We start from the raw sequence: 23,481 nt of genomic DNA, 5'->3' as shown, positions 1-23,481 counted from the left end.
AACGCACATTAATAGAAATTAATGAAGAACGGGCTTATCATTTTCCACTGCCGTCGGGCCTTTAGTTGGCTCAATCAATGCAATGTAACATAATTGTACCGCCACCCTGACATACTCAATCACTTCTTCTAGCGCTTGCTCAAGTTCTTCTTGGTCTTCGTCTTCATCATAACCAAGCATACCAATATTGCGTAAATCGGTGATAACTTCGCTTATCTCTTTTTTATCAGCCAATTTCGGTTGTGTAACTCCAAGCCCTAATAAAAAGTGATTAACCCAACCAGCCAGTGCATCAGCATGGTCAAAAACAGAAGCGTCTTCGTCAGGGAATAGCATGGCAAATGCAAACTCGCTGTCATCAAGTGCTTCAAATGTGGTATCAAAAAGTTCTCGCAGTGGCTGTGCAACAGTTTGAGGGAAAGCTAAACCATCGTTAGCAAGGTCATGGACTAACGTTTGCCAGCTATGGTCACGGCCCCCACCACAGATCAACCCGGTTATTAGACCATGGATTTCCGCAGCAGTAAGTGCGATTGAGTGCTGTTGCAGGAGTTTGTCCAGTGATTCATAGTTTGGTAAAGATTTTTGTATAGACATCTGAATTCGTCATGTTAGCTTATGATTCGTGATATGCTACCATCAAGGATAGCCGCTAGACCAGTATGCTTTTGTCTTATCTATTAATTGCGCCAAATATGATGTATTTACGGCGAGTATTATTCAGTATGGAGGTATCATGTCCGCACAACCTGTCGACATCCAGATTTTCGGGCGCTCAATGCGAGTCAACTGCCCATCAGAACAAAAAGAAGCCCTTCTTGAGTCGGCTAAAGAATTAGAACAGCGCTTGCAAAATCTGAAAGATAGAAGCGGTGTCACCAATATGGAACAGCTTATTTTTATCGTAGCATTGAACGTCTGTCACGAATTAGCACAAGAAAAGACAAAAACGCGTGATTATGCTTATAATATGGAAGAGAAAATAAAAATGTTGCAGCACACAATCGAACAAGCGTTGCACGATCAGGTGAAAATTACTGAGAGGCAGGTATTGCCCCTAGAGTAAATCTGCTTATTAATCAGACACTAGTAGAAAAAAATATACAAAATTAAGGTTGCATTTTAAATCTAGTTTCGTACAATGAAATCACTGAGTAACGATAAGTTCTCAAACCAAATTTCTCTGAGATGCGCGTGAGTGGGCGAGTCCCCTGAGCCGATATTTCAACTAAATAGAATGTGGTTATGGCGCTGGTGAGCATGCCTGATTCGCTCAGGAAGCCTAAAGGTTGCTAAACTGCGTTCACCTTGAACCAAGGGTTCAAGGGTTACAGCCTACAACGGCATCTTGGAGACCCTCAATTAAGTTTCTGCTTATTTTTCATTTGTTTTCTACATAACCGTTCATCTTACGATATACTCTAAGTAATATAATTACTGGATTAACTGTTTTTATCGTATTTATAACAGGTTATCACATGCAAGATTCTCTCTCGACACAACGCCAGCTGGTACGTCAAACTATCCGTCAGGCACGCCGCCAACTAAGCCTTGAACAACAACAAAGTGCCGCTGAGCAAGTCATGCATAACGCATTACACCACCCGAAAATTGTACAAGCCAATAATATTGCTCTGTTTCTTTCTTTTGATGGGGAAATTAACACAAAGCCGCTTATTCATGCACTTTGGGCTCAAGGTAAGCAAGTGTACCTTCCTGTTTTACATCCTTTTAGTCGTCACCATTTGCTGTTTCTTCACTATCGTCCAGATAGCCAACTTGTTAAAAACCGATTTCATATTGATGAGCCACCACTTGATGTCAGAGATGTGCTACCACTCGAAAAACTGGATATCATGCTTATCCCATTAGTGGCATTTGATACTCAAGGGCAACGGTTAGGTATGGGAGGTGGGTTCTATGATAGAACTCTAGCAAATTGGCAACAAACCGGTTTTTATCCAATTGGCCTTGCCCATAATTGCCAGCAAGTCGAAAAGCTCCCTATCGCACACTGGGATATTCCCTTACCCGAAATTATTACGCCGCAAAAAATATGGCGCTGGTCATAAATACCCGCGCCATTATTTCACTCAATTTTTAGCGTAGTTTAGAATAATAAACGCGCACGAATGGTGCCTGGCAAGTCTTTTAATTTCTGAAGCGCTTCATCTGTTTGGTTTGGCGTTTGCATTAATACGTCAATAACCACATAACCTACATTACCTGATGTACGTAAATACTGGCCGACAACGTTAATATTATTTTCCGTGAATACTTGGTTAATACTATTCAGAATACCTGGACGGTTTTCATGAATATGCAAGAAACGGTTTGTATCTTCAGTATGCACTGGCAGAGAAACTTCAGGGAAATTAACCGCAGATAAGGTTGAACCATTATCTGAGTATTTCGCCAACTTACTTGCCACTTCTAGTCCAATATTTTCTTGAGCTTCTTCTGTAGACCCCCCAATGTGCGGCGTTAAAATCACATTGTCGAACTTAATCAATTCAGAGATAAATGGGTCATTAGGGTCATTATTTGCAGCAGGCTCGCTTGGGAAGACATCCACCGCTGCACCGGATAAATGCTTGCTTTCTAACGCTTCAGCCAGTGAAGGAATATCAACCACCGTTCCGCGTGATGCGTTAATGAAAATAGAGCCGGGTTTCATACGGTCAAATTGTTCTTTAGCAAACATATTTTTCGTACTTGGTGTTTCAGGTACATGTAAGCTCACAACATCGCTCATATTCAGCAGTTCAGTTAAAGAACGAACTTGTGTTGCGTTACCTAAAGGTAGTTTGTTTTCAATATCATAAAAGAAAACATTCATACCGATACCTTCAGCTAAGATCCCTAACTGAGTACCAATGTGACCATATCCAACAATACCAAGGCGCTTACCACGCGCTTCAAAACAGCCTTTAGCTTGTTTTTCCCAAATACCGCGGTGTGCTTGCATATTGGCTTCAGGAATGCGACGCAGTAAAAGTAATAACTGGCCTAATACCATTTCTGCAACAGAACGTGTATTCGAAAATGGTGCGTTAAAAACAGGAATACCGCGCTTTGCAGCGGCATCTAAATCAACTTGATTGGTGCCGATACAAAAGCAACCTACTGCAACGAGTTTTTCTGCTGCAGCGAAAATTTCTTCAGTAAGATGAGTACGGGAACGGATACCTACAAAACGTGCATCTTTAATCGCTTCTTTTAATTCTTCGTCGGATAACGCACTTTTGTGATATTCAATATTGGTGTAGCCCGCGGCTTTTAAGTTATCAACCGCACTTTGGTGCACACCTTCTAGCAGTAAAAATTTAATTTTGTCTTTTTGCAAAGATACCTTAACCATTTCCCTACCCTATCGTGAACGTACTTAAGATTTATAACAGATGAACATATGTGTTTGCCTAACATAGCTCAAGAGAGATGACATCTATCTACCTTGAGCTATGAGCGTATACCAACATAGCAAAAAATAGCGCAGTAGCAATACAACCGTTTGCTTAATGGGTACTAAAAAGCGCGAAGAAAAAGAAGTTAAATGGTAGAAAATCAGGGGCGGTAACACAAAATAAGGATTTTTCCTGCACAATGCCTATTTGTGTGAGATATATCACCAAAATAGCTCGATATAAAAAAAAATAAAATAAATTTCAAATTGATGATATTTATAAAACTGGTTAATTAATTTAGCGTTTATCAGCTCATAAACTAATTGCAAAATATTAGTAAAACAAAAAAGCCAGTGAGTATAATGCCACTGGCTTATTAGAATAATTGAATACGATAGAGATTATAACTTGATGGTTTTAACGCCTTCGTTTGCAGTTCCCATCAAAACGACGTCTGCGCCACGATTCGCGAACAACCCAACAGTCACGACACCCGCAATTCCGTTAATGGTATTTTCGAGTGCCACAGGGTCAACGATATTTAAATTATGGACATCTAAAATGACATTGCCGTTATCTGTAATTACATTTTGACGGTACTCTGGTGTACCACCCAGTTTAACCAATTCACGTGCCACATAGCTACGTGCCATTGGGATCACTTCAACAGGCAGTGGGAATTTACCCAACACATCAACTAGCTTAGATTGGTCAACGATACAGACAAAGGTTTTTGCAATTGCAGAAACAATTTTTTCACGTGTTAAAGCGGCACCACCGCCTTTGATCATATTCATGTGGTGGTCAACCTCATCAGCACCATCAACATAAACATCTAATGAATCTACTTCATTACAATCAAATACCGTAATACCCAATGATTTTAATTTTTGAGTTGATGCTTCTGAACTTGATACTGCGCCTTCTATTTGACCTTTCATTGTTGCTAATGCATCAATGAAGTGTGAAGCCGTTGAACCCGTTCCAACACCAACGATAGTGCCCGGTTTTACGTAATCAAGTGCTGCCCAACCTACCGCTTTTTTTAATTCGTCCTGAGTCATGCTCATGCCTTTTAAGATTTAATTGAGTCGTGATTAAGGTTATTAATAACTAGTATATACCGGACACCCAATAAGTTGCAGCCTTGTTCGTTGTATTTGTGTCATGGTTATTGGGATTTACGCCACAACAATAATATTTTTAAGTGTTGCGTGTAAAAATATGGCATAGTGCTTGGTAGAATAACAACAAGGAGATCTTTTTGATGAAGCGCCCTGACTATCGCGCATTACAAGCACTGGATGCCGTTATCCGTGAACGCGGCTTTGAGCGCGCAGCTCAAAAGCTCTGCATCACGCAATCTGCTGTTTCACAACGCATAAAGCAGTTAGAAAATCTGTTTGGGCAGCCATTACTTGTGCGTACCGTTCCGCCACACCCAACTGAACAAGGGCAAAAATTACTAGCACTGCTTCATCAAGTCGAATTATTAGAAGAGCAATGGTTAGGTGATGAAAATAGTGGCTCCACCCCGTTGTTACTTTCACTTGCCGTCAACGCCGACAGCTTGGCAACTTGGTTTCTTCCAGCCCTAAACCCTGTATTAGGCAATAGCCCTATTCGGTTAAATATTCAGGTTGAAGATGAAACACGAACCCAAGAACGTTTAAGACGCGGTGAAGTGGTAGGCGCTATCAGTATTCAACCTCAAGCCTTACCTGGTTGCTTAGTCGATAAACTTGGCGCACTGGACTATATTTTTGTCGCATCACCCGGCTTTGCGGCAAAATATTTTCCCGATGGCGTTACTCGCTCTTCGTTATTAAAAGCACCTGCGGTTGCTTTCGACCATTTAGATGATATGCACCAAGCCTTTGTTCAACAAAACTTTGGCTTGTCGCCGGGTAGTGTCCCATGCCATATCGTGAACTCCTCGGAGGCCTTTGTACAGTTGGCGAAACAAGGTTCGACCTGCTGTATGATCCCACATTTGCAGATAGCCAGTGAATTGGCGAATGGTGAATTGGTTGATTTAACTCCAGGGTTATGCCAACGACGCATGCTTTACTGGCACCGCTTCGCACCTGAAAGCCGCACAATGAAAAATGTGACTGACGCCCTATTAAAAACTGGGCGCCAGATGTTAAAACAAGAAGATGAACCAACAGCAAAAAGCTAGCGTTTTAATTCAAATACCACATCGACTTGGTCATTAAAATCAATACTCTGTTGTTCATAGGTTTCATCAATCTTGAGGTCTTGAGCAACAGAGGCTTTCATTGCCCCGCCGTAATTTCTTGCAGCGATTGGATATGGCACCGCCGCTGGCGCATTATAGTTAATGCTATACACTGGGCCTAACTGAACATTAAAGCCTTTCGCTAAGATATTGGCTTGTTCCGTCGCATTTTTAATCGCTTGAGACCGTGCTTCATCACGATACTGTTGCGGGTTAGCCACACCGAACTGTACTGAATTTATTTCATTGAGACCCGCAGCTAAAGCGCCGTCTAACAAGACATTAAGTTGGTCTAATTTCTTCACTTTCACTTCAACAGAACGTGTTGCCGTGTAGCCTTCGATAGTTGATTTTTGTTTCACACTGCTATAATCATATTTAGGCTGAGTTCGGACATTTGCTGCGTTAATATCTTGTTTTTCAATACCATTTTTCTTAAGAAACTCAAAATACTCTGCAACTCGCTTATCGACCCCAGCTTTTGCCGCTGCCGCATCTTTTGCAGTAACTTCCACCAAAATATTCAGCGTCGCCATGTCTGGAGCCGCCTTCACGATTGCGTTACCCGAAGTAGTAATGTGTGGACCATTCGGTAACGGGTCAGCCAATGATATGGTCGGAACCGTAGCACCTGCTACCATCGCAGCTAAAACTAAAGATTTTAATTTCACAGAACCTCCCAAGACAATTATTTATCGCTAAAAAAGGGATAATTAGTAATAAACTATCCCTGAGCTCAATTTAACAGTAACACATGGAACAAAAAGTACAGTCAGAATAATGAGAAATTGAACGTTATTGCTTGTCTGTTGAAGATATATTGTTATTGAGAAAGAAAACCGAGCCCTTTAAGCCCCTGTATAGCGAGTTGAAATGCAATAAACCACATCACGCTACCGACAAAAACATTAATAATGCGCTGTGAACGCGGTTTATTTAACACGGGTGAAAACCAAGCAGCAAGTATTGCTAACGCAAAAAACCACACAAAGGAAGCTGTTAAAGCACCCGCCGTAAACCAAGGTCTCAGCTGGCTTTCTAATTGGCCTCCCACACTGCCCAAGACAACGAAGGTGTCTAAATAAACATGAGGGTTCAACCAAGTGACAGCAAACAATGTGACAATCACTTTCCATCTCGTGATAGCTCGGTTTTCCGTTTGAAGTATTACCTCATCAGGGCTAAGGGCAGTACGAAACGCACCATAGCCATACCACATAAGAAATGCTACACCAGCCCATGTAATCAACTGCATTAATATTTCAGACTGGCTTAATAAAGCACTCCCACCAAAAACACCCGCGACAATTAAAGCGGTATCACTTAATGCACATAATAATGCGCTCATTAAATGAAACTGCTTTCGGCTGCCTTGCTGCAAGACAAAAGCATTCTGTGGACCTAAAGGTAATATCATTGCGGCACCTAACAGTGCACCCTGTAAATAGATTGAAAACATGCATTAATTCCGGTTTTTTATTCAATTAATATGCATGAATATTAATGAGAAAAAATCATTAGTGGAAATGATTAAGTCTAATAGGTCATAAGCATCACTTATAACTAAAAACAATTCAGTAAGAAGAATAGAGGTGTGAGAAATGAAAAGAGCCCATCAAAGACAGGCTCTTATTTTTAATGATACTGCTAAATATTACTCTGCAGGATCTTGTTTGATAGACGTATTTTGTTTATGAACATGAACATCCATTTGTGGGAATGGAATGCCAATATTATGTTTATCCAATGCTCGCTTAAACTCCTCAAGCAAATCCCAATACACCGGCCATGCATCACCATTGGTGGTCCAAAAACGTACTAAATAATTTAATGAGGATGGCGCCATATCATGTAAACGGATAGTCACGCCTTTAGCATGCTGAATACGGCTATCCGCAGCGACGATATCCCCTAAAACTTTTTTCACCACATCAATATCAGAATCGTAAGCAACACCAACAATAATATCTTGGCGGCGATTAGGCTCACGACTGGTATTAATAATGTTATCGGCAATTATCTTTCCATTAGGAATAACAATAATACGGTCATCTGCCGTTCTTAGCGTCGTTGAAAATATTTGTACATTTTGCACTGTGCCTTCAACTGCACCAATCGAGACATATTCTCCCGCTTTTAGTGGTCTAAATACCACCAGCAAAACACCTGCTGCAAAGTTACCCAGTGAGTTCTGTAACGCTAAGCCAACCGCTAAACCGGCCGCACCCATTACCGCAATCACAGAGGCAGTTTGTACGCCAATTTTCCCTAATACAGCAATTAAGGTGAACGCAACAATGGTATAGCGTGCAATCGCCGATAAAAAGTCACTGACTGTTGAATCAATGCCCTTCATGGTCATCACGCGATGTAAACCACGTCCGACCCATTTTGCAATCATCATCCCGACAATCAAGATAACGATAGCAGACACGATATTCACAACATACTGAACTAACAGATCTTGGTTTGCCACAAACCAATTCGTTGCATCATTCAACGCGCCTGTAACATCATCAGTATTCATATATATGCCCTTTAGGATCCAATTATCAATATTAATCCCAGCCAATTAATCTTTAACAAAGCGTTTAATGGCTGGCCGCACACTGCAAATAATAGCGGTGATTTATTGAAACACAAAACAAATCACTAAATAAAATTATTTTATCTATTTTCTATAACAAAAATACGATAATCTTTTAACATTAATAAGAAGTCATCAATACCGCAAAATGCAACACTTTCATTATCATAATAACTCATTCCTTCTTCCAACCCTTCTGTTTCAAATGATAGTTGGTTGGCACGGATCATCACTTCTTCATCATCAAGCAATAATGTATATTCGTGACCAATAAGCTCCCATTGTTTTTCACTACCTTTAATTTTTTCATAATTTTCTTCAATAGCATCTAACAGACTAAGGTTATTTTTAACCTCTTCATTAAGCCAATATCCAATAGCCTCATGATCCATCGAGAATTTAGCGGAGATAGCTCCGGTGATATCTTGGAAAAATTGGTAGTCCATATGCAGTCCCTCACTCTTGCGTTATTGAACCTAGTATAACGCGAGTCAAACCGCTTTGTTGAGAGGTATTACCACCAGAAAAAATAAAACGGAGTAAAGCATCGGTTTCAGCACATAAATCATATGATTCATTTACTATTAAATAGGCAAATAACTAAAATAGTCATAGTTCAAGCATAGGAGCCATAATGATCAATCGCTTAGACCATATAGTGCTAACCACAACCAACCTTGATGCCTGCATTGACTTCTACCAACGCGTATTAAAAATGGAAGTTGTTACCTTTGGTGAACAGCGCCACGCGCTAAGTTTCGGGCAACAAAAAATCAATATTCACCAATATGGAAAAGAATTCGAACCCAAAGCGCACTTGCCTGTGCCAGGCTCACTCGATTTATGCTTTATTAGTGATATACCGCTGTGTGACGTACAAAAACAGATTGAACAACAAGGTGTAAAAATTATCGAAGGACCAGTAAATCGTACTGGGGCAACTGGGGCGATCAGATCAATTTACATACGTGATATCGATTTAAATTTAATCGAAATTTCTGAATATATTTAACTAACTTATTAAGTTGAAGCAAAAAAGGCTCCTAAATCAGGAGCCTTCATGACTAATATTACCTGATTACACGGCTGTTTGGAAAATCACGCCATCCGCTTTTTCGGTATATTGTGATAATTGATCAAAGTTCAGATAACGGTAGGTATCCGCTGCTGTTTCATCGACCTTATCCATAAATTGCAGATATTCTGCCGGCGTTGGTAAACGACCTAATAAGGAAGCGACCGCAGCCAGTTCTGCTGATGCGAGGTAAACATTCGCACCTGTCCCTAAACGGTTCGGGAAGTTACGTGTCGAAGTGGAAACAACCGTTGCACCATCTGCCACACGTGCTTGGTTACCCATACACAGAGAACAACCTGGGACTTCAATGCGCGCACCACTCTTGCCAAAGACGCTGTAATAACCTTCTTCGGTTAACTGTGCTGCGTCCATCTTAGTTGGAGGCGCAACCCATAAACGTGTTGGTAATTGGCCTTTGTGGGAATCCAATAACTTACCTGCTGCACGGAAGTGACCGATGTTTGTCATACAAGAACCGATGAAAACTTCATCAATTTTCTCGTTTTGAACATCAGATAATAAACGTGCGTCATCTGGGTCATTTGGTGCACACAGAATTGGCTCTTTGATATCATTGAGGTCAATTTCAATCACTGCTGCGTATTCCGCATCTGCATCACCTTCTAGCAGTTGTGGGTCCGCTAACCAGCTTTCCATTCCTTTGATACGGCGTTCGATAGTACGACGATCGCCATAACCTTCCGCTATCATCCATTTTAATAGAACGATATTCGATTGCAGGTATTCGATAATTGGCGCTTTATCCAATTTGATAGTACAACCCGCCGCTGAACGCTCAGCTGACGCATCTGCTAATTCAAACGCTTGTTCAACTTTCAGCTCAGGTAAGCCTTCAATTTCTAAGATACGGCCAGAGAAAATGTTTTTCTTACCTTTTTTCTCTACGGTCAGAAGGCCGTCTTTAATTGCATACAATGGAATTGCATGAACGAGGTCACGTAAAGTGATACCCGGCTGCATTTCACCTTTAAAGCGAACCAATACTGACTCCGGCATATCCAGTGGCATCACCCCTGTTGCCGCAGCAAATGCGACTAAACCTGAACCCGCTGGGAACGAAATACCAATTGGAAAACGCGTATGAGAGTCACCACCTGTACCTACAGTATCTGGCAGTAACATACGGTTTAACCATGAGTGGATAATACCATCGCCTGGACGCAGAGAAACACCGCCACGGTTCATGATGAAATCAGGTAAGGTGTGGTGTGTTGTCACATCAACAGGTTTAGGATATGCCGCGGTATGGCAGAATGACTGCATGACTAAATCTGCAGAGAACCCTAAGCAAGCCAAGTCTTTGAGTTCATCGCGGGTCATTGGGCCAGTTGTATCTTGTGAACCTACAGAGGTCATTTTTGGCTCACAATATTCGCCAGGGCGAATACCTGGACGACCGCAAGCACGACCAACCATTTTTTGAGCTAATGAGAAACCACGATTGCTTTGTGCAACGGATTTCGCGTGACGGAATACATCTGTCGCTTCTAAGCCCAGAGATTCACGTGCTTTGCTGGTTAAACCACGGCCGATAATCAGTGGAATACGACCACCTGCACGAACTTCGTCAATCAGTACATCTGTTTTTAATTCAAATGTTTCTAGCAGTTCACCCGTTTCGTGGTTACGAACTTCACCTTTAAATGGATAGATGTCTATCACATCACCCATATTCAGTTTAGAAACGTCCACTTCAATCGGTAATGCCCCCGCATCTTCCATTGTATTAAAGAAGATTGGTGCAATTTTGCCGCCTAATACCACCCCACCGCCACGTTTATTTGGTACAAATGGGATATCGTCACCCATAAACCACAGCACGGAGTTAGTCGCTGATTTACGAGAAGAACCGGTACCGACGACATCACCCACGTAAGCTAATGGGAAGCCTTTTTTATTCAGCGCATCGATTTGCTTGATTGGGCCAACATTGCCCGCATCGTCTGGTTCAATACCATCGCGTGCGTTTTTCAGCATTGCTAAAGCGTGTAATGGGATATCTGGACGTGACCATGCATCAGGAGCTGGCGATAAGTCATCTGTGTTAGTTTCACCAGTCACTTTGAACACAGTAACTGTCATTTTTTCTGCTAGCGCAGGGCGCTCTTTGAACCACTCGGCATTTGCCCATGATTCAATAACTTGTTTCGCGTGAACATTTCCCGCTTTCGCTTTTTCTTCTACGTCGTAGAAGTTATCAAACATCAGTAAGGTGTGGGAAAGTGCTTTAGCGGCGATTGGTGCTAGTTTTTCGTCATCCAACGCTTCAATCAGTGCGTGGATGTTATATCCGCCCTGCATGGTACCTAACAGTTCAATGGCTTTTTCAGGGGAGATAAGAGGGGAGGAAGTTTCGCCTTTAGCTATCGCGGCTAAAAATCCAGCTTTTACGTACGCTGCTTCGTCAACACCAGGGGGGACGCGGTTGGTCAGCAGATCTAACAGGAAATCTTCTTCACCTTTGGGTGGGTTTTTGAGTAACTCTACCAGTGCAGCTACTTGTGACGCATCTAATGGCTTAGGGACAATCCCTTGAGCGGCACGCTCGGCTACGTGCTTACGGTATTCTTCTAGCACGACGTTCTCCTCGCTTCTTTGTTATTTATATACCCGGCTGTCTGCACCATACTGACAAAATTATCATCCGGTGCCAGGTCAGAGGAATTTGCTCGCATAATCTCAATGGCGGTAAAATTATGCCCAGCTTCGGGCGATCAGCATAGCAGAATTTAAACGTAATGTTAATTCATTCACAAGAAAGCAACATTTAACTACTAACTTTACGCCTTAACACTTCATTACTGGTTATTTTTCAGCTTAAGATACTATTAATCATCGTAAAACGCCGAAAAAACCATGCTTTTTATAATGCATTTTAAAATTTAAAGCACCCTAATTAGTGCCTTTTTTCATCAGCTATCACAAATTATATTTTTTATCGCAATTTTATTTATATTACTAATTGATAAGGTAAATCATTGCGATTGGTTTTAATTTTTTTAAATATTTTAATTGGTTTTATTGTCCTTTTAGGCCAATTAAATTACCAAATGGATCTTCCAGTTGGCACATTCGATTGTTACTATCTATTAACATTGGCCCGCGGTACAGTTTTGCCCCTAGTTGAGTAAAATGCTCAAAAGCCAAATCAAAATTATCGACTTGCCAGTACAATACTGTCCCTTTTTTACCTTCACTGACTTTTTTATCCGCTTGCACCACTTCTATCGTGAAGTCTCCGACATGCAGTAAGGTGAAATCAAAATCAGGCAGATATTGTGCCTTTGCTTGTGGAAAAGCTTGCTGATACCAAGCCAAACCCGCTTGAACATCAGGTACATGAATTAAAATTGCAGTGGGTTTTAGCTCCATCATGCTCTCTTATTGATATTTATTATTCTGTTTTAGCTACACGAATGATTGAAAGTTAGTAGATGTAGATAAGGTGTAAACAATAGCCAAACCAGCATTTGCCTACACCATTAGCATCATCAAGTCAGATCATATTGCGTGTTTTTCTGATAAATAACGAAGAATGGCAGATGAACAGCCCTTGTAAATACACAAAAATTATTTATAGGTGCCCAACCGCGATCCCCCCAGCCCACTGCTCACCTCAAGCTGTAAGTAACTGAGCGAGCCCGGATTTAAAATAGGTAGTCGCTATATCCTTACATGCCAAGCTGAGCAACTGTTCATCCAGCTAGCTGAGGATGAGTAAAACCGTTAACAGAGATCCCAGCACTTGCTGGGATCTTTTAACTTTTAAAAATCAGACCACTCTGCGTAGCTAATATCATCTTCGGTTAATTCAGTGAATCCATCTTGACTTAGCATTTTATTAAAATAAAGGATCGTGTCTTCTAGTGCCTTCTCAATAGTATCTCCATACCCAATAGCACATTCGGGAGAACCATCAAATTTTCTTTTTATTGCCAAGTCAGTCATTCCAGTAAAATTTCCGGATTGACTTTCATAAATTTTCACTTTCATTTTTGAATAAGGCAAAATAGGGATCATTGTAATTGTGAATTCAGCAACTGTTTTCTCTATACGGCCCACATTTTTAATGTTTAAATCATGCCACATAACGTATTCCTCTCTATTATTGTTTTCCAAACGATATTATCTTTCCTTCGATAAATATTTCCCGTCTTATAATAACGAGTTACGTTGTCTGTAGCCCCTCTTATCTTAGAGGCTTTAGCGCCTTTTAAACTTCTTGAAAACTCTTCAGCTTTTCGTTGATATTGTTCAATATCACTTGCACCAACTTCTTTTCCATGCTTTTCATAATGTTTCTGTAACGATTCTTCAGGTGAATTAAAACTACCTTTATTAACTGCATCTATACGTTATTATTAATAAAGATTCGGTCATTTAAAATTAAACACGTATTACTTATAGAACAATTAATATTGATTTTAATAAATAACAGAAAAGAGCCATGTGACTGATTGTTTATATTCAAAAAAACAAAAAAAGCCAATGTGTTTCCACATTGGCTTCAATTCGCTTTGGCGATAAGCAGCATACTAGAGATACTGTTTATCTGTGCGATTAAAGAAAATTATTTTTTCTTTTTCGCTTTTGCGTTTGGTAAATCAGTAATGCTACCTTCGTAAATTTCAGCAGCCATACCGATTGATTCGTACAGTGTTGGGTGAGCATGGATAGTCAATGCTAAATCTTCAGCATCACAGCCCATTTCAATTGCTAGGCCGATTTCACCCAGTAATTCACCACCGTTCACACCGACAACCGCACCACCGATAACACGGTTAGATTGCTTGTCGAAAATCAGTTTAGTCATACCTTCAGAGCAGTCAGATGCGATTGCACGGCCTGATGCTGCCCATGGGAAAGTCGCAACTTCATAGCTGATGTTTTGTTCTTTCGCTTCTTTCTCAGTTAAACCAACCCAAGCAACTTCTGGTTCAGTATAAGCGATAGATGGGATAACTTTCGGGTCAAAGTAATGTTTCAGACCAGAGATAACCTCTGCAGCAACGTGACCTTCGTGAACACCTTTGTGAGCCAACATTGGTTGACCAACGATATCACCGATAGCGAAAATGTGCGGAACGTTAGTACGCATTTGTTTATCGACATGGATAAAGCCACGATCGTCAACTTCAACGCCTGCTTTGCCTGCATCTAAGTTTTTACCGTTAGGAACACGGCCGATAGCCACTAATACAGCATCATAACGTTGTGGTTCTGCGGAAGCTTTTTTACCTTCCATAGAAACGTAGATACCGTCTTCTTTCGCTTCAACAGCTGTGACTTTAGTTTCTAACAGTAGGTTGAATTTTTTACTGATTTGTTTGGTGAATACTTTAACCACATCTTTGTCAGCCGCTGGGATGACTTGGTCAAACATTTCAACCACATCGATTTGAGAACCCAGTGCATGATACACAGTTCCCATTTCTAAACCGATGATACCTCCACCCATAACCAGTAGACGCTCAGGAACTTCTTTCAGTTCTAATGCATCGGTTGAATCCCAAATACGTGGGTCTTCATGTGGAATGAATGGTAATTGAATTGGACGGGAACCCGCAGCAATGATTGCGTTATCGAAATTGATAGTCGTGCTACCGTTTTCGCCTTCAACAACCAGTGTATTGGCACCAGTAAATTTACCTAAGCCGTTAACCACGTTAACTTTACGGCCTTTAGCCATACCAGCCAGACCACCCGTCAGCTGATTAATTACTTTTTCTTTCCATAAGCGAACTTTGGAAATGTCAGTTTTTGGCTCACCAAAAACGATACCGTGTTCTGCTAAAGCTTTTGCTTCTTCGATCACTTTTGCAACATGAAGTAAAGCTTTAGAAGGGATACAACCAACGTTTAAGCAAACACCACCAAGGGTTGAATAACGTTCTACTAAAACAGTTTCTAAACCTAAGTCAGCGCAACGGAAAGCCGCAGAATAGCCTGCAGGGCCTGCACCAAGCACAACGACTTGGGCTTTAATTTCAGTACTCATCATGACCTCTTTTTGTTTTGTCCAGCGGTACTGCTGAATAAACGATCTTCCACTGGAAAAGTACACACCGAGAGCAGTTTACAGAATTGTTAACACCCTGAAAAGGCTCATTTCGTGATGTAACTCCCAACCTTTCGTAGCAGCAGCAAAAAACTCTGCCTCAGCCTAAATAAAACAGACCGGCTCATTCGCCGGTCTTATTATTTACATCACTAAACGGCGAATATCGCTCATTAATTGCCCTACCAGGGTGATGAAGCGCGCTCCATCAGCTCCATCGATGACACGGTGGTCAAAGGACAGTGACATTGGCAGGATCAGGCGAGGAACAAACTCGCTACCATTCCAAACAGGTTTCATTGAAGAACGTGACAGCCCCATAATAGCAACTTCAGGTGCGTTCACGATTGGTGCAAAACCGGTAGTTCCGATACCACCAAGGCTTGAAATCGTGAAGCAGCCACCTTGCATATCAGACGCAGTCAGTTTACCTGCACGCGCTTTCTTAGAAACTTCCATCAGTTCGCGAGATAACTCTAAAATACCTTTTTTGTTAACGTCTTTGAAGACAGGAACAACGAGGCCATTTGGAGTATCAACTGCAATACCGATGTTGATATATTTTTTCAGGAACAGACGTTGCGCATCTTCAGAAATGGAGCTATTGAAGCGTGGCATTTCTTCCAGAGCACGAGCAACCGCTTTCATGACAAAAACTAATGGAGTGATTTTCACATCCAGTTTTTTCTTCTCAGCTTCTTTGTTTTGTTGCTTACGGAACTCTTCAACTTCAGTGGTATCCACTTCTTCCATCAGCGTAACATGTGGGATCATTACCCAGTTACGGCTTAAGTTAGCGCCAGAAATCTTTTGGATACGACCCAGTTCAACCTCTTCGACTTCACCGAATTTGCTGTAATCCACTTTCGGCCATGGCAGCATACCTGGTAAACCGCCACCTGCAGCTGCTGGCGCTTCCGCACGTTTTACTGCATCTTTCACGTAAGCTTGAACGTCTTCACGCAGGATACGGCCCTTACGGCCTGTACCTTTCACTTTCGCTAAGTTAACACCAAATTCACGCGCTAAGCGGCGAATGACTGGAGTTGCATGGATGTATGCATCGTTTTCAACAAATTCAGTTTTGTTGTCAGTTGCTTTCGCTGGTACAGCTTGTGCAGGAGCTGCCGCAGGAGCCGGAGCAGACGGTTGGGCAGCTGGAGCCGCTGCTGGTGCTGGTGCTGCACCTGCCACTTCAAAGGTCATGATCAGCGAGCCAGTTTTCACTTTATCGCCAGTCGCAATCTTGATTTCTTTAACTGTTCCCGCAAATGGTGCTGGGACTTCCATTGAAGCTTTGTCGCCTTCAACCGTAATGATTGATTGCTCAGCGGAAACAGTATCACCCACTTTGACCATCACTTCGGTAACTTCAACTTCATCGCCACCGATATCTGGAACGTTAACATCTTTAATTGCTGAAGCTGTTGGAGCCGCTGGTGCCGCTGCTTGTGCAACTGGAGCCGCAGCAGGTGCCGCGCCTGCAACTTCAAATACCATGATCAGCGAGCCAGTTTTCACTTTATCGCCAGTCGCAATTTTGATTTCTTTAACCGTTCCAGCAAATGGCGCAGGAACTTCCATTGAGGCTTTATCACCTTCAACAGTAATTAAAGATTGCTCAGCTTCGACTTTGTCACCGACTTTAACCATGATTTCAGTAACTTCAACTTCATCGCCACCGATATCTGGTACAGCGACATCTTTAGATGCTGCTGCGCTTGGTGCTGCCGCTGGAGCCGCTGGGGCTTCTGCAGGAGCAGGCGCTGCTGCACCCGCCTCCGCTTCGAATACCATGATTAATTTGCCTGTTGTCACTTTATCGCCAACAGCAATTTTAATTTCTTTTACCACACCCGCTTGTGGCGATGGGACTTCCATAGAAGCCTTATCACCTTCAACGGTAATAAGCGATTGCTCAGCTTCTACTTTGTCGCCAACTTTAACCATCACTTCGGTGACTTCAACTTCATCAGCACCGATATCAGGCACTTGGATTTCAATAGACATTGATTTTTACCTCTTATGCCAAACGTGGGTTAACTTTATCTGGGTTGATGTTGTATTTTTTAATCGCTTCTTCAACGACTTTTACATCAATCTCACCACGTTTAGCTAATTCACCTAACGCTGCAACGATCACATAGGATGTATCCACTTCAAAGTGGTGACGCAGGTTTTCACGACTGTCTGAACGACCGAAACCATCTGTACCCAGAACACGGTAATCACTTGCAGGAACATATGTACGAACTTGTTCTGCGAACAGTTTCATGTAGTCAGTTGATGCAACTGCTGGTGCATCATTCATCACTTGTGCAATGTATGGAACACGTGGTGCTTCAGATGGATGCAGCATGTTCCAACGCTCACAGTCTTGGCCATCACGAGCCAGTTCAGTGAAAGAAGTCACGCTATAGACATCAGAACCAATTCCATATTCTGCAGACAGAATGTCAGCGGCTTCACGCACGTGGCGCATCATAGAACCTGAACCTAACAGCTGAACTTTACCTTTGCTACCTTCAACAGAAGCCAGTTTATAGATACCTTTACGGATACCTTCTTCTGCACCTTCTGGCATTGCTGGCATGTGATAGTTTTCATTCAGCGTTGTGATGTAGTAGTAAACGTTTTCTTGTTTCTCACCGTACATACGCTCTAAACCGTTTTGCATGATCACCGCAACTTCGTAAGCGAAAGCTGGGTCATAAGAAATACAGTTAGGAATAGTCAGTGATTGAATATGGCTATGGCCATCTTCATGCTGTAGGCCTTCACCATTCAGTGTTGTACGGCCTGAAGTACCACCGATTAAGAAACCGCGTGCTTGTTGGTCACCCGCTGCCCACATCAAGTCACCAATGCGTTGGAAACCAAACATTGAGTAGTAGATATAGAATGGGATCATTGGCAGGTTGTTAGTGCTGTATGATGTCGCAGCCGCTAACCAAGAAGAACCCGCACCCAGCTCATTGATACCTTCTTGCAGGATTTGACCTTTCGAGTCTTCTTTATAGTAAGCAACTTGCTCACGGTCTTGCGGAGTATATTGCTGACCTTTAGGACTATAGATACCGATTTGACGGAACAGACCTTCCATACCAAATGTACGCGCTTCATCCGCGATAATTGGTACTAAACGCTCTTTGATCGATTGGTTTTTCAACATGACGTTCAGTGCACGAACGAACGCGATAGTTGTTGAAATTTCTTTAGATTGTTCTTCCAATAATTGGCTGAAATCTGCCAGTGCAGGGATATCTAGTTTTTCGTCAAAGGTTGAGCGACGAGCGGGTAAATAACCACCTAACGCTTGACGGCGCTCATGCAGATATTTGTACTCTTCGGAATCTTTTTCAAACGTAATGTATGGCAGTTTTTCAATTTGCTCATCAGCGACTGGTACATTGAATTGATCACGGAAATGACGAACGCCATCCATGTTCATTTTCTTCACTTGGTGAGCAATATTTTTACCTTCTGCTGTTTCACCCATACCATAACCTTTAATGGTTTGCGCTAAAATAACAGTTGGTTTGCCTTTAGTTTCTTGTGCTTTTTTGAATGCAGCATATACTTTCTTCGGATCGTGACCACCACGGTTCAGAGCCCAAATTTCATCATCAGTCATATCTTTAACTAATGCTGCAGTTTCTGGGTAACGATTAAAGAAATGCTCACGTACGTATGCACCGTCACGTGATTTAAAGGTTTGGTAGTCGCCATCTAAGGTTTCGTTCATTAATTGAACAAGTTTACCGCTCGTGTCTTTACGCAGTAATTCATCCCAACGGTCGCCCCACATAACTTTGATAACTTGCCAGCCAGCACCATTAAAGATACCTTCTAGTTCATTAACAATTTTACCGTTACCTGTAACTGGGCCATCTAAACGTTGCAGGTTACAGTTGATAACAAATACTAAGTTATCTAATTTATCGCGAGTGGCGATAGTAATTGCACCTTTAGACTCTGGCTCATCCATCTCACCATCACCAAGGAATGCATATACGCGCTGAGCTGATGTATCTTTCAGTCCGCGATTATCAAGGTATTTCAGGAATTTAGCTTGATAGATAGCATTAATTGGACCCAGACCCATTGATACGGTCGGGAACTGCCAGAAGTCAGGCATTAATTTAGGGTGTGGATAAGAAGACAGACCATTTCCACCAATTTCTTGACGGAAGTTATTCATTTGCTCTTCAGTTAAACGGCCTTCCAAGAACGCACGTGCGTAAATTCCTGGAGAAATGTGGCCTTGGAAGAAGACTAAGTCCCCGCCGTCATTGTTATTGTGCGCGCGGAAGAAGTGGTTAAAGCACACTTCATACAACGTTGCTGATGACTGGAAAGAAGCCATGTGGCCACCCAGCTCTAAGTCTTTTTTGGAAGCGCGTAAAACAGTCATTACAGCGTTCCAACGAATTGCAGAGCGAATACGGCGCTCTAAATCCATGTTACCAGGGTATGCCGGCTCATCTTCAACAGCTATTGTGTTGATGTAATCAGAATGACCAGATGCACCAGCGGCAATATTAACACCGCCTTTACGTGCTTCGCTTAATACCTGTTCGATAATAAACTGAGCACGATCAACACCTTCTTCACGGATGACCGATTCAATCGCCTGTAGCCAGTCGCGAGTTTCAATCGGATCCACGTCATTTTTTAACATATCTGACATGGTGTATTCCTTATCTGTTATCTATTTTATATGTTTATGTGGAGCCTATCTTCCTGCTATTTTTCAGTTGCCGTAAAACAGCGGGAAGATAGGCCCTGATGTAGTTGCCGCTTTAACTCTCAATTAGAGTATTCACAATAATATAGACGCAGCAGTCAGGATCTATATTATTAATTCAAATCAGGATGTTGCTGTAACCGACGTAAAGAACGTTCTCTGCGAGTTTGCTCTCGGCTAATATCCAACAGTAAATCTTCGATAAAGGCTAAGTGACGATGAGAAGCTTCACGTGCCTTTTCGGGCTCTCTTGCCATTATAGCGGCAAAAATCTGTGCTCGATGTTCACTAACTGCTTTATACATTTCTTTACGGGTATATAAGAACTCAAAATTCTGACGAATATTTTGTTCTAACATCGGGATCATACAGCGCAATAGGTGCAGCAAAACGACATTATGAGCAGCTTCAGTTACAATTAATTGATATTGCAATACCGCATCTGACTCTGCTTCTAATCCACCATTTTCTTGTGCTGTCTTAATTAATTCATAGCTTTGGCGAATCCGCTCAAGATCCTCATCGGTACCACGAAGTGCCGCATAATATGCAGCGATACCTTCAAGAGCATGACGAGTTTCAAGAAGATCGAATTGAGATTCAGGATTGCCTTCAAGTAGCTGAGCTAAAGGGTCACTAAAGCTTTGCCACATTTTCTTTTGCACGAATGTTCCGCCACCTTGGCGGCGAGATAAAAGGCCTTTCGCCTCTAATGTTTGAATTGCTTCACGCACTGATGGTCGAGATACGTCAAACTGTTTTGCAAGTTCGCGCTCAGGTGGCAGCTTTTCGCCAGGGCGTAGTGTCCCTTCGAAAATAAGATGTTCGAGACGCTGCTCTATTACATCTGATAACTTTGGTTGGCGAATTTTACCGTAAGTCATAATCTGCCATATTCATGAGTGAGTAATTATTGATTACGTATTACCCAGTGTTAATTGGTAATACCAATTTATTTATGGGTTAATAAAGTAACAAAGTATTCACTATCTGTCCATAAAGACCTTGCGCTAAATCATAAAATCCTGCAAATCTTAACAATTTTTTTTAAAATTTAGCATGAATTGATAACTAAATATGCAATTTGACATGACATATTTTAACATTAAAACCGATTTATTATGCTGAAAAACAAAAACTGAATCGTTAAACCAACCAATAGATTGAATTTAAATTCATTAATGATAATTAATTAACCATATTATTCTATTGGCCGTACTTTTTACTCATCAAAACTATAATAATGTCAATAAATTGTTAAATTACAACCAGTTTTAAACTTAACTTAAATTCACTTGGTTAAATTACACTCAAACCTATTCCTTATCATCTTAGAATAAAGTTGATGTAGAAAATAAAATAGCGTTGTAATGTTTCAATTGATAGGTGGATAAAAGAAATGCAAATGGGTCAATTGACTAGGGGCTACAAAATATTTTGTTGTAACCCCATAAAGATTTAAATCAACACTTAGATACTGTTAATCAACGAATGATCTAGATTCCTAATCCTAAAGCCTACTTAACGTAAATAGCCACTCAAGATGAAACTACATCAACAATACTATAACTTAGGATCTCAGCTAAGGCAGCTTCGTGTATTAACCAAATTACTTACTGATTTTTATCAATAAAACGCATAGACAAATCCATGGCTTTAATATGTTTGGTTAGCGCACCAACAGAAATAAAGTCAACCCCTGTTTCTGCGAACTCTTTTATCGTATCTAATGTGACATCGCCAGAAACTTCAAGTGCAGCTTTACCTGCCGTTAACACCACAGCTTCTTTCATCATGACTGGAGTAAAGTTATCTAACATGATGATATCCGCTTGCGCTTTTAAGGCTCGTAATAACTCATCTAAACTTTCAACTTCAATTTCTATAGGGACATCTGGATGCGCGCTACGCGCTAATTCAACAGCTCGTTCGACTGAACCAGCTGATATAATATGGTTTTCTTTTATTAAATAAGCATCGGATAAACCTAAGCGATGGTTAAACCCTCCCCCCATCAACACTGCATATTTTAAAGCCGTCCTTAAGCCAGGGATAGTTTTGCGTGTATCAAGTAACTTCGCCCTTGTACCAGTGATTTGTTTTACATATTCAGCAGTTATACTTGAAACAGAAGAAAGCGTTTGAATGAAATTCAAAGAGGTGCGCTCACCTGTTAATAGAATTTGGGATGGGCCCTGCATCTCACAGAGAACTTGGTTAGGAGTAACAGTTTCACCGTCTTGAACTTTCCAATCAATTTTGACTTGCCCGCCAAGTTGAAGAAAAACCTCATCTAACCATTGCTTCCCACAAAAAACGCCATGTTCGCGGGTAATAATTCGAGCACTCGCTTGCGCATCTATATTTAACAGCTGGCCAGTGATATCTTTTTTATAATCAATAGACTGACCTAAATCTTCTTTCAAAGCCACACTGACCATAAAAGGAATATCAATTTGTAACCGCTCAAAAAGCATTTCACGTCTTTGCTGTTCATCATATCGCCGTATCGTCATTTTTAACTCCAAAATGTGCACTCGCTTTGTTTCATCTATGCTAATCTTTTCGTTTGCAGATAACGAGTGTTAACAAAAAAGAAAAGAGAATACTATGGATAACGATATGAAAATACACAATGGTTGGCTAAATAATGTGACTCATATCCCTTCTCCACATCATGATGAGCGCCCCACGAATACCATACCTTCTCTGTTAGTCATTCATAATATCAGCCTTCCACCTGGCCAATTTGGTGGCCCTTATATAAATCAATTATTTACAGGAACTTTAAACCCTGATGAACACCCATTTTTTAATGAAATCAAACATCTTCGCGTTTCAGCTCATTGCCTAATACGCCGTGACGGCACCATCATTCAATATGTCCCCTTTCATTTACGAGCTTGGCATGCAGGGCAGTCTTCCTACCAAGGCCAAGAAAAATGTAACGATTTTTCTATTGGTATTGAACTAGAAGGCACTGATTTCGAACCATTTACCGAAGTACAATATCAATCCCTTACTTATTTAACTAATTTACTTATAATTGAGTATCCACTAATTAAAAATAATATTACCGGCCACAGTAATATTGCCCCTGGTCGCAAAACAGATCCTGGCCCATTTTTTGATTGGGTATATTATAAGAATAAATTAAATAATAATTGAGTTATTGCTCCGGGTAATATCTATCTTGATCTTACCCGTAATACAAAACAGGTACATTTATCTTCACTCAATTTATTAAAAAACTCCACCTTCTATTTTATCTTTATTATTTATTGCGAAGCTGCTCGAAGAAAAATGCAATCTTACCTATTTTCCAATAAATATTTACAAAATGC

The 23,481-nt window shown here is 41.2% G+C and carries 20 protein-coding genes and 1 other RNA gene; 6 read left to right on the top strand and 15 right to left on the bottom strand.

Translation table 11 applies throughout. The features are described from left to right. Positions 1 to 18: 18 nt before the first annotated feature. Positions 19 to 597 carry a YecA/YgfB family protein gene (locus tag PR683_RS16070; RefSeq protein WP_004913063.1) on the bottom strand — a complete coding sequence of 193 codons (579 nt, stop codon included), beginning with the start codon at positions 595 to 597 and terminating at the stop codon, positions 19 to 21. 139 nt (positions 598 to 736) lie between these two features. Here PR683_RS16070 and zapA point away from each other — a divergent pair, with 139 nt between their 5' ends. From zapA to PR683_RS16055, 3 genes are all read left to right on the top strand, one after another. Continuing rightward, positions 737 to 1,066: a cell division protein ZapA gene (zapA, locus tag PR683_RS16065; protein WP_004913067.1), complete on the top strand. Its 330-nt coding sequence runs from the start codon at positions 737 to 739 to the stop codon at positions 1,064 to 1,066. Positions 1,067 to 1,177: 111 nt separating this feature from the next. Beyond that, positions 1,178 to 1,359: non-coding RNA, 6S RNA (gene ssrS / locus PR683_RS16060), on the top strand. 119 nt (positions 1,360 to 1,478) lie between these two features. After that, positions 1,479 to 2,072 (top strand): 5-formyltetrahydrofolate cyclo-ligase, encoded by a 594-nt coding sequence (locus PR683_RS16055; protein ID WP_004913070.1) that lies wholly within the window; start codon positions 1,479 to 1,481, stop codon positions 2,070 to 2,072. Between the two features lie 38 nt (positions 2,073 to 2,110). Here PR683_RS16055 and serA read toward each other — a convergent pair whose 3' ends face one another. Beyond that, positions 2,111 to 3,361: a phosphoglycerate dehydrogenase gene (serA, locus tag PR683_RS16050; RefSeq protein ID WP_004913072.1), complete on the bottom strand. Its 1,251-nt coding sequence runs from the start codon at positions 3,359 to 3,361 to the stop codon at positions 2,111 to 2,113. 444 nt (positions 3,362 to 3,805) lie between these two features. Further along, positions 3,806 to 4,468, bottom strand: a complete 663-nt coding sequence (rpiA, locus tag PR683_RS16045) for a ribose-5-phosphate isomerase RpiA (protein WP_102137421.1) — start codon at positions 4,466 to 4,468, stop codon at positions 3,806 to 3,808. 203 nt (positions 4,469 to 4,671) lie between these two features. Here rpiA and PR683_RS16040 point away from each other — a divergent pair, with 203 nt between their 5' ends. Then, positions 4,672 to 5,586 carry a LysR family transcriptional regulator ArgP gene (locus tag PR683_RS16040; protein WP_164528559.1) on the top strand — a complete coding sequence of 305 codons (915 nt, stop codon included), beginning with the start codon at positions 4,672 to 4,674 and terminating at the stop codon, positions 5,584 to 5,586. On the opposite strand, the gene PR683_RS16035 is transcribed toward PR683_RS16040, so the two are convergent. From PR683_RS16035 to PR683_RS16020, 4 genes are all read right to left on the bottom strand, one after another. Continuing rightward, complete coding sequence (locus PR683_RS16035) at positions 5,583 to 6,317, bottom strand: oxidative stress defense protein (protein ID WP_004913082.1); 735 nt, start codon at positions 6,315 to 6,317, stop codon at positions 5,583 to 5,585. The two genes, PR683_RS16040 and PR683_RS16035, sit on opposite strands and share 4 nt — an antisense overlap. A 152-nt stretch (positions 6,318 to 6,469) precedes the next feature. After that, positions 6,470 to 7,105 (bottom strand): arginine exporter ArgO, encoded by a 636-nt coding sequence (argO, locus tag PR683_RS16030; protein WP_109912925.1) that lies wholly within the window; start codon positions 7,103 to 7,105, stop codon positions 6,470 to 6,472. Positions 7,106 to 7,300: 195 nt separating this feature from the next. Continuing rightward, on the bottom strand, positions 7,301 to 8,173 hold the full coding sequence (mscS, locus tag PR683_RS16025; RefSeq protein WP_004913087.1) for a small-conductance mechanosensitive channel MscS: 873 nt from the start codon (positions 8,171 to 8,173) through the stop codon (positions 7,301 to 7,303). A 140-nt stretch (positions 8,174 to 8,313) separates the two neighbouring features. Then, entirely contained in the window at positions 8,314 to 8,679 is a 366-nt protein-coding gene (locus PR683_RS16020; protein WP_004913091.1) for a YacL family protein, read from the bottom strand. A 188-nt stretch (positions 8,680 to 8,867) separates the two neighbouring features. Here PR683_RS16020 and PR683_RS16015 point away from each other — a divergent pair, with 188 nt between their 5' ends. Continuing rightward, positions 8,868 to 9,245, top strand: coding sequence for a VOC family protein (locus PR683_RS16015; RefSeq protein ID WP_109912927.1), 378 nt, complete (start codon positions 8,868 to 8,870; stop codon positions 9,243 to 9,245). Positions 9,246 to 9,311: 66 nt separating this feature from the next. Here PR683_RS16015 and acnB read toward each other — a convergent pair whose 3' ends face one another. From acnB to nadC, 8 genes are all read right to left on the bottom strand, one after another. After that, positions 9,312 to 11,909, bottom strand: a complete 2,598-nt coding sequence (acnB, locus tag PR683_RS16010; protein ID WP_123382314.1) for a bifunctional aconitate hydratase 2/2-methylisocitrate dehydratase — start codon at positions 11,907 to 11,909, stop codon at positions 9,312 to 9,314. A 441-nt stretch (positions 11,910 to 12,350) separates the two neighbouring features. Further along, positions 12,351 to 12,707: a VOC family protein gene (locus tag PR683_RS16005; RefSeq protein WP_226537878.1), complete on the bottom strand. Its 357-nt coding sequence runs from the start codon at positions 12,705 to 12,707 to the stop codon at positions 12,351 to 12,353. 390 nt (positions 12,708 to 13,097) lie between these two features. Continuing rightward, positions 13,098 to 13,421 (bottom strand): hypothetical protein, encoded by a 324-nt coding sequence (locus tag PR683_RS16000; protein WP_042851637.1) that lies wholly within the window; start codon positions 13,419 to 13,421, stop codon positions 13,098 to 13,100. A 481-nt stretch (positions 13,422 to 13,902) separates the two neighbouring features. Continuing rightward, a complete protein-coding gene (lpdA, locus tag PR683_RS15995) occupies positions 13,903 to 15,330 on the bottom strand; it encodes a dihydrolipoyl dehydrogenase (RefSeq protein WP_004913111.1) in 1,428 nt (475 codons plus the stop codon). A gap of 204 nt (positions 15,331 to 15,534) precedes the next feature. Then, on the bottom strand, positions 15,535 to 17,400 hold the full coding sequence (aceF, locus tag PR683_RS15990) for a pyruvate dehydrogenase complex dihydrolipoyllysine-residue acetyltransferase (RefSeq protein ID WP_211889128.1): 1,866 nt from the start codon (positions 17,398 to 17,400) through the stop codon (positions 15,535 to 15,537). 13 nt (positions 17,401 to 17,413) lie between these two features. Further along, positions 17,414 to 20,080 (bottom strand): pyruvate dehydrogenase (acetyl-transferring), homodimeric type, encoded by a 2,667-nt coding sequence (gene aceE, locus PR683_RS15985; protein ID WP_004913119.1) that lies wholly within the window; start codon positions 20,078 to 20,080, stop codon positions 17,414 to 17,416. 170 nt (positions 20,081 to 20,250) lie between these two features. Beyond that, positions 20,251 to 21,021, bottom strand: coding sequence for a pyruvate dehydrogenase complex transcriptional repressor PdhR (pdhR, locus tag PR683_RS15980; RefSeq protein WP_004261987.1), 771 nt, complete (start codon positions 21,019 to 21,021; stop codon positions 20,251 to 20,253). A 729-nt stretch (positions 21,022 to 21,750) separates the two neighbouring features. After that, positions 21,751 to 22,653 (bottom strand): carboxylating nicotinate-nucleotide diphosphorylase, encoded by a 903-nt coding sequence (gene nadC / locus PR683_RS15975; protein WP_109912933.1) that lies wholly within the window; start codon positions 22,651 to 22,653, stop codon positions 21,751 to 21,753. 106 nt (positions 22,654 to 22,759) lie between these two features. On the opposite strand from nadC, the gene ampD reads away from it, so the two are divergent. Beyond that, entirely contained in the window at positions 22,760 to 23,305 is a 546-nt protein-coding gene (ampD, locus tag PR683_RS15970) for a 1,6-anhydro-N-acetylmuramyl-L-alanine amidase AmpD (protein ID WP_109912947.1), read from the top strand. Positions 23,306 to 23,481: the final 176 nt, after the last annotated feature.

Origin of the sequence: Providencia sp. PROV269, from assembly GCF_028477785.1 — a bacterium.
Taxonomy (GTDB): domain Bacteria; phylum Pseudomonadota; class Gammaproteobacteria; order Enterobacterales; family Enterobacteriaceae; genus Providencia; species Providencia rettgeri.
Note: the sequence above shows the minus strand (reverse complement) of the source record. Positions and strands in the feature narration are given on the sequence as shown.

Bases quoted from the DNA above. Each gene is read 5' to 3' on its own strand.
- PR683_RS16020 (WP_004913091.1), bottom strand. From the start codon at position 8,679: ATGGACTACCAATTTTTCCAAGATATCACCGGAGCTATCTCCGCTAAA.
- argO (WP_109912925.1), bottom strand. From the start codon at position 7,105: ATGTTTTCAATCTATTTACAGGGTGCACTGTTAGGTGCCGCAATGATA.
- zapA (WP_004913067.1), top strand. From the start codon at position 737: ATGTCCGCACAACCTGTCGACATCCAGATTTTCGGGCGCTCAATGCGA.
- aceE (WP_004913119.1), bottom strand. From the start codon at position 20,080: ATGTCAGATATGTTAAAAAATGACGTGGATCCGATTGAAACTCGCGAC.
- rpiA (WP_102137421.1), bottom strand. From the start codon at position 4,468: ATGACTCAGGACGAATTAAAAAAAGCGGTAGGTTGGGCAGCACTTGAT.
- PR683_RS16040 (WP_164528559.1), top strand. From the start codon at position 4,672: ATGAAGCGCCCTGACTATCGCGCATTACAAGCACTGGATGCCGTTATC.
- PR683_RS16055 (WP_004913070.1), top strand. From the start codon at position 1,479: ATGCAAGATTCTCTCTCGACACAACGCCAGCTGGTACGTCAAACTATC.
- PR683_RS16070 (WP_004913063.1), bottom strand. From the start codon at position 597: ATGTCTATACAAAAATCTTTACCAAACTATGAATCACTGGACAAACTC.
- lpdA (WP_004913111.1), bottom strand. From the start codon at position 15,330: ATGAGTACTGAAATTAAAGCCCAAGTCGTTGTGCTTGGTGCAGGCCCT.
- ampD (WP_109912947.1), top strand. From the start codon at position 22,760: ATGAAAATACACAATGGTTGGCTAAATAATGTGACTCATATCCCTTCT.
- pdhR (WP_004261987.1), bottom strand. From the start codon at position 21,021: ATGACTTACGGTAAAATTCGCCAACCAAAGTTATCAGATGTAATAGAG.
- nadC (WP_109912933.1), bottom strand. From the start codon at position 22,653: ATGACGATACGGCGATATGATGAACAGCAAAGACGTGAAATGCTTTTT.
- serA (WP_004913072.1), bottom strand. From the start codon at position 3,361: ATGGTTAAGGTATCTTTGCAAAAAGACAAAATTAAATTTTTACTGCTA.
- PR683_RS16015 (WP_109912927.1), top strand. From the start codon at position 8,868: ATGATCAATCGCTTAGACCATATAGTGCTAACCACAACCAACCTTGAT.
- PR683_RS16005 (WP_226537878.1), bottom strand. From the start codon at position 12,707: ATGATGGAGCTAAAACCCACTGCAATTTTAATTCATGTACCTGATGTT.
- PR683_RS16000 (WP_042851637.1), bottom strand. From the start codon at position 13,421: ATGTGGCATGATTTAAACATTAAAAATGTGGGCCGTATAGAGAAAACA.
- aceF (WP_211889128.1), bottom strand. From the start codon at position 17,400: ATGTCTATTGAAATCCAAGTGCCTGATATCGGTGCTGATGAAGTTGAA.
- mscS (WP_004913087.1), bottom strand. From the start codon at position 8,173: ATGAATACTGATGATGTTACAGGCGCGTTGAATGATGCAACGAATTGG.